The sequence below is a fragment of the Flavobacterium bomense genome (assembly GCF_003970355.1).
In genome coordinates this window covers 1-1,505 of sequence record NZ_RYDJ01000092.1, presented here as the reverse complement: position 1 = coordinate 1,505, position 1,505 = coordinate 1, and the positions used below count along the sequence as shown (strand labels likewise).

At 33.0% G+C, this 1,505-nt stretch carries 1 protein-coding gene and 1 pseudogene; both read left to right on the top strand.

Going from position 1 to position 1,505, the window contains the following annotated elements; all coding sequences use genetic code 11:
- Positions 1-247: pseudogene (locus tag EKL98_RS15775) on the top strand (membrane metalloprotease); the annotation flags it as partial.
- Between the two features lie 19 nt (positions 248-266).
- The gene (locus tag EKL98_RS15770) at positions 267-848 is read left to right on the top strand and encodes a porin family protein (protein ID WP_126563129.1); all 582 of its coding nucleotides are present in this window, start codon (positions 267-269) and stop codon (positions 846-848) included.
- The last annotated feature ends 657 nt before the right edge of the window (positions 849-1,505 follow it).

Sequence of the window (1,505 nt, the reverse complement as noted above, 5' to 3'; positions counted from 1 at the left end):
AAGCGTATTAGAAACTACTATTATTAACCATGAATTTGGGCATATTTTAGGACTTACCAACTTAGGGACAGCTTTGCAAAGTAGTCACGAAGACACTGAACATCCAAAACATTGTAATGTAGAAAGTTGCTTAATGTACTGGTCATCCGAAACCGGTCATGGTATTGGCAATATGGTTTCTAGTGGTTCGGCTCCACAATTGGATGCGCAATGTCTTGCAGATCTTCGTGCAAATGGCGGAAAATAATTTATTAAAAAAATGAAATATGAAAACGATAAATCTAACAATAGCCTTATTTTTGGGAATGGTATTCTCAATAAGCGCACAAGCAAATAGGACACATAAATCGAATGCAGGTATAAAAGGCGGTTATAATCTGGCTGCAGTAAATTTTGATGGACAAGGAGAAACTGAACAACGTCATAGCTTTCATATCGGGGTTTATGGGGAAGAATTTCTGAGTGATAGCTTTGCAATTCAACCGGAGCTAGTGTATTCGCAACAAGGATATGTAATTACAAATAGTAGCGGAACGTTTACTCAAAAATTGAATTATATTAATTTGCCTTTAATGCTAAAAGCATATCCTTCTAAAAATTTATTTTTAAAAGCTGGTCCGCAAATAGGATTGGCCATTACGCACAAAGAGGAATACGAAGGACTTTTTAATAGTTCACAAGAATATGATCCTAATAATTTTGATTGGGGAGTAAACTTAGGCGGTGGACTTAAAACAGATTCTGGTATCAGTTTTGAGGTGCATTATCATGTAGGTTTAGGCGATTTATATGATAATAGCAAAGCATACAACCGAGTTTGGCAGTTTTCTATTGGTATTGATTTATAAGATAAAAAAAAATATTAAAACGTTTCTAGTTCAGAAACGTTTTTTTTTGACCTTGTAGGTGTCAAATCGTTTAAAAACAGCTGTTTATTTAATGTAGTTCATGGTTATTAGTAAGAGAACAACCAAGATTCCCACGAGTCCAGTTATAAAAAAGTAATCGGCAATAGTTTCAAATTTAATTTCGCGGTCTATACTTTAGGTTTAATTCTTCGAAGCTCTGCTTCGGTTTTTTTGCCACAGATTGCTTCGCCTGTTCGCTATTGCTCGAGTCACAGATTAAAAATGATTTTTTAAAATCTGTGAATCTGTGGCTGTTATTTTATTAATACCTCAGGGGCTCTGCCCCGAGGTAGTTTATTAAAATACCTGATAGTCTACAGGCAGGCAGAATTACTTCATTTAATGATAAACTTTGCTCGAAAATATCTTCATCCAGGTATGCGTTGCGGTTTTGTAATGGTCATTTCCTAATTATAAAAACTTAAATATAAGAAAATCGCATAATTTGTAATTCTCTAGTATTAAATATATACTAGAAAATCAAAAAAGGTCAAAAAATTTTGATTTTTACTAAAAACATACTCCAATTAAAACAACAATAGCATTTCGCTTTTCAAAAAGATAAAAATAAACGAAATATGTTTTTTTTATTGCATT